The sequence below is a fragment of the Propionispira arboris genome, assembly GCF_900109225.1.
Taxonomy (GTDB): domain Bacteria; phylum Bacillota; class Negativicutes; order Selenomonadales; family Selenomonadaceae; genus Propionispira; species Propionispira arboris.
Window position 1 is genome coordinate 1 of sequence record NZ_FNZK01000038.1, and the last position, 5,171, is coordinate 5,171.

Here is a 5,171-nt window from a genome sequence, read left to right on the forward strand (position 1 = left end):
CCGTAAAAAATGACAAAAATGCGAATGGTACAGCCGGACAAATCACGGGAGAACAAGTAACCCTTACCGCACAGGCTATCAGTAATCGAGGCGGTAGTATCCAGCAGAGTGGTACAAATGATATGAAACTTACCTCACAAGGCAGCTTGGATAATACAAGCGGTACGCTTCTTACCAACGGGCAGTTGTATTTAAATACAGGAAATCTTAGCAATCAAAACGGACTTATTGCTGCACAAAACCAAGCAGGTGTTACGAGCCAGGGAACCGTCGATAATACGAACGGTAGATTGTATGCAGGTAGTCTGAGTGTAGTTGCTTCAGGGGATGTGCTTAATAGTAATGGCAAAATGCAAGCTGGTAATGGAGCTGTTATTAGTGGGCAAAATATCAATAATGCGAACGGAAGTATCACCCATACTGGTACGACGGGCGCGTTAAGTATTACTGCGAATCAGCACTTAAACAACCAAGCGGGTTTACTTGGTAGCAATGGAAACCTTGCCATTACTGCGGGAAGTGTGGATAATGCCAATAACCATATGGTTGCGCAAAATAACTTGACCATGGCGGTACACAGCGATTTTACGAATCAAGGAAATTTAGAAGCGAATGGTATTCTTTCGCTTAGTGCTCCTAATTTGAGTAATACCGCCAGCGGCACCATCAATGCGGGGCAGGCCAATCTAATTGTTGGCGGAGACATTACCAATGATGGACGGATCGAGGGCAATCAGCTAACGACCGCAAGCCAGAACTTGACGAACCATGCCACAATTATAGGCAATACGGTTACGCTGAGTGCTGGGAATATAACGAATCAAGGAGCAAGTGCGATTATTGGTGGCACAGACACGATCAATTTTTGGACGAGCAATCATTTAATTAACCAAGATGGTGCAAACATACTGAGCTTAGGGAATGTTAATATCGCAGCCAATAATCAGCAGGCTGGTAATGAGTTATTTGTCAACCGTACACAGTTAGTGACCAATAAAGCAGCAACGATTGAAGCGGATGGCAATCTCAATTTGGCAGCGGAGAACGTGGAGAATCTTGCTGGTGGTGATCCAGTACTGGGAACGACAACGAGTGAAACGAGTAAAGTACTAACGATGGCTCCACATGTGATATATACAAGTCTGAAGGAAAATCTTCCGAAGCGGCGTCGTGGTCCAAAACAATTTGGTGGACCTGGTCAGTGGGGAAACCGTAACAATGGATACTATTTAAAACTTTCTATTACGGTACCACAAAGCAATGTTATTTCTTATGATGCTAGTCAGAAAAAATTAATTTATAATGATATTACTAGTACTTATCAGGGAAATTCTAACCGCGGTGAAGACATAGGCAGTGTTTCGGTTCCAACTTGGACAGGTAAAGAAGCAGGAAAAACGACAGCATATTGCCAAAGCATACAAACGAATGCAAATGGTGATTATGTAATTTCCTTCTATCCGGGATATGACCCAAACACACAGTTGTCTCCAGAAAGTACACGAACTATGGATACATATCATTCAAAAGGCAGTCCAGAGGAGAAGCGAACGACTAATACTACAATCGAAACGGAACATATCATTAGTTCGCCGACACTTGGTCAAATTCGTGTAGGACAAAATATGGGGGTTAATGTAGGCGGGCAGTTTACGAACCAGTATAGCCAAGTTGCTGTTGGCAATGGCATTATAGGGAACATTGGCACGTTACTAAATCAAGGCTATCGCTTGAAACAAACAGCAACTTCTACCGATCAATCATTTTTTCATGACTGGTTTGTAACAGGAGGAGGGCTTAAGGGACCACGTCTTAAAGATTCCAGTGGTACAAAGACTTTCGGTCCTTACACCGCAACTAACTACATTGATGGAGGGATTTCAGCAACTTTTACTGCTAAAACAATTTCAGTAACAGGCAATAATGTGAGTAATATTGAGCAACGAGACGGTACGACAGGATCGCAAATTGGCTCGACAATCACTCTACCATCGATCGGTGGTGTAGCGGTTTCCGGCAGCGCCCAACCAACGGTTACAGGGAAAATAGCACTAAATGCTAGTGCCGGAGAGCTTGGAACTGCAGCGCAAACAATAATTCAGAGTGGAACTAACCCTGTAACACAAGGTGGGACTGCGATTTCGGGTACAACGTTTGCAGGGGCAACACCAAGTGCGGGTATTACAGCAGGGCAGCTAAGCACTCCTGCCTTGATAGCGGTGCAAAGTGGAACCGCTCCTGTAACACAAGGTGGGACTGCGATTTCGGGTACAACGTTTGCAGGGACAACACCAAGTGCGAGTATTACAGCAGGCAGCTAAACACTCCTGCCTTGATAGCGGTGCAAAGTGGAACCGTTCCTGCAGCACAAGGCGGGACTGCGATTTCGGGTACAACGTTTGCAGGGACAGCACCAAGTACGAGTATTACATCAGGGCAGCTAAGCACTCCTGTCTTGACAGCGGTGCAAAGTGGAACGGCTCCAGCAGCTGCAAATGGAAGCGTAGCTGCGACTGTATCAAAAGGTGATGGAGCGGTTTCGTTTACCATCCCACAAAGTGGTTTATATAAAATGGATTCCAAACCTACAGCTAAGTATGTGGTGGAAACGGATTCGCGCTTTGCTAACTACAAGAGCTTCATATCCAGTGACTATATGTTGCAGCGACTTAATTATGATCCAGCTATGACACAAAAACGTTTAGGCGATGCTTTTTATGAACAAAAGCTGGTAAATGATCAAATTACACAAATGACCGGGAGAAGATATTTATCCGGCTTTGATAACAGTGATGCAGAATATAAAGCTTTAATGGACAGTGGCGTGGCACAGGCAAAATCGATGAACTTAGTTACAGGAATGGAATTGACAGCAGCTCAGGCTGCCAATTTGACACAAGACTTGGTGTGGATGGTAGAACGCGAAGTTACGCTGGCTGATGGAACAAAAGAAAAAGTTTTGGTACCACAGATCTATCTCTGTAAAGCCAGTACGATAGATCTTAAATCCTCTGGTGCGCTCATCGCAGCAGATACGGTGGATTTCAAGCTTTCAGGCAACCTAACCAATAGTGGTACCATTACAGGCAGTGTTCTAACCAGCATTCAGGCCAATAATCTATTGAATCAAAATGGTGGAAAAATCGGTGGCACAGGTACAACCAGCCTTGTGGCAGTCAATGATATTTTGAACCAAAGTGGTACGATTACGGGAGGTCAAGTATTCGTAGCTGCCGGACGGGATATCAGAAATGAAACAACAAGCAGTGCAGTGACCGCCAGTACGAGTGCCAATGGACACAGCTGGACAGGTAGCAATACTGTAATCGGAGCGAAAGCAACGATTGAGTCCCAAGGTGATTTGACGCTTCTTGCCGGCAGAGATATTTCACTGCAAGGCGGAGCTATTACTGCAGTAGGCAATGCAGCGATTAATGCAGGACATGATTTTATCGTAGGAACTGTTGTTTCTCAAAACAAAGGAGCCGATAAATCTTCGAATCAAGCGTTCTCTTATACCGATATCCAAAACGTCACGAGTACCTTGAGCGGGAACAATGTAGCAGTCGCAAGTCAGGGCGATATCCGCTTGAGCGGCGTAAAGGTAAATGCACTTAGTGGCTTATCGGTTGCTGCGCAGGGTAACCTTGTGGTGAATGCCGTGAAGGATATTCACACAGAAAATGAGACTTACAATGAACGTGGGGACCATTACAATGCACATAGTATCGACGAGACAGTAGTCGGCAGCAATCTCCAGGCAGGTAAGAATGCAACCGTTGCCGCTTTAAATAGTGCGGCGGATAAAGGAAATATTAGTATTACAGGCAGTAGTGTGACAAGCCAAAACGGCGTGATAACCATTGCCGCTGCTAAAACGGTAGATATCCAAAATGACATGGAGAAACATGAATCGTTAAAAGAACTTCATAGCAGTGGTCACGGATTTTTCTCAAGTACGTCAGATTCACGAGACTATTCACTGCTTAACCAAGTAAAGGGCAGCACCGTATCCGGCGATCAGGTCAATATCCAAAGTGGTAAAGATATTATTGTTCATGGCAGTAATGTAGTGGGTACGAATGACGTCAACTTGGCAGCGCAGGACAATATCAATATCACAAGCGCCCAACAGACAGGTAAGGAAGATCACTATTACCACGAAACAAGTTCGGGTATATTTAGTGGTGGGGTAGGCTTTACGATTGGAAAAAGGTCGATAACAACTACCGATGCACAGCAAAACATCACACAAGTTGCCAGTACAGTAGGTTCGACGAATGGTAATGTGAATATTGCAGCTGGAAACGATGTGAAAGTAATCGCCTCAGATATTATCAGTGGCAAAGACACCAATGTACTAGGTAAGAATGTAACAATCGAATCAGCAAATAATAGTAATCAAGAACAACAAACCTATAAATTTTCGCAAAGTGGTATAAGCGTTTCTGTTGGCAATCAAACACTTAACAACATAAATAGCGTATACCAACCATTAACGCGCAGCACTCAAGTGGAAGACAGCCGCCTAAAAGCGCTGTATGGCTACAAAGCGGCAACTGCAGCCAATAATGTTTTGAACGGGAAAACCCCGGACGGAACGAAAGCTGCCTCAAAAGATAATAGCTTGAAGGTTAGTGTAAGTATTGGAACATCAAAACAGCAAAGCGAAACAGACGCTGCGCAAGTAACCGTTCAGCAAAGTACAATCACTGCTGGCGGCAATGTCAATGTTATCGCTGCAGGATCAGGGAAAAAAGACGCTGAAGGTAAAGCGGTAGATGGTGATATAACGATTGTTGGCTCCAATGTGAAGGGCCAAGACATTTCACTAACAGCTGCCAGAGATGTCAATCTGAAATCCGCAGAGAATACGACAAATACGAAAACAACCAACAGCAGCAGTTCAGCTGGTGTTGGCGTAGAAATGAGTGCAAAGAGTGCACCAGGATTCTTTGCCAGCGGTTCAAAAGCCAACACAGACGGCAATGGGAACACGATCACACAGACCGATACGTCGGTTACCGCTGCAAATACGCTGACCATAAAAGCAGGGCAAGACATAAATCTAGTCGGTGCACAAGCAAAAGGTGAAACGGTAAAGGTCGAAGCAGGCCGGAATCTAAACCTTGAAAGCCAGCAGGCTGTAGACAACTATAAAGAAACCAGTA

2 protein-coding genes are annotated in these 5,171 nt (G+C 44.7%); both read left to right on the forward strand.

Going from position 1 to position 5,171, the window contains the following annotated elements; translation table 11 throughout:
• Positions 1-2,321 (forward strand): beta strand repeat-containing protein (locus BMY14_RS20255; protein WP_425438936.1); only part of this gene is annotated, 2,321 nt, incomplete at its 5' end.
• Between the two features lie 20 nt (positions 2,322-2,341).
• Positions 2,342-5,171 (forward strand): hemagglutinin repeat-containing protein (locus tag BMY14_RS20260; protein ID WP_245741512.1); only part of this gene is annotated, 2,830 nt, incomplete at its 3' end.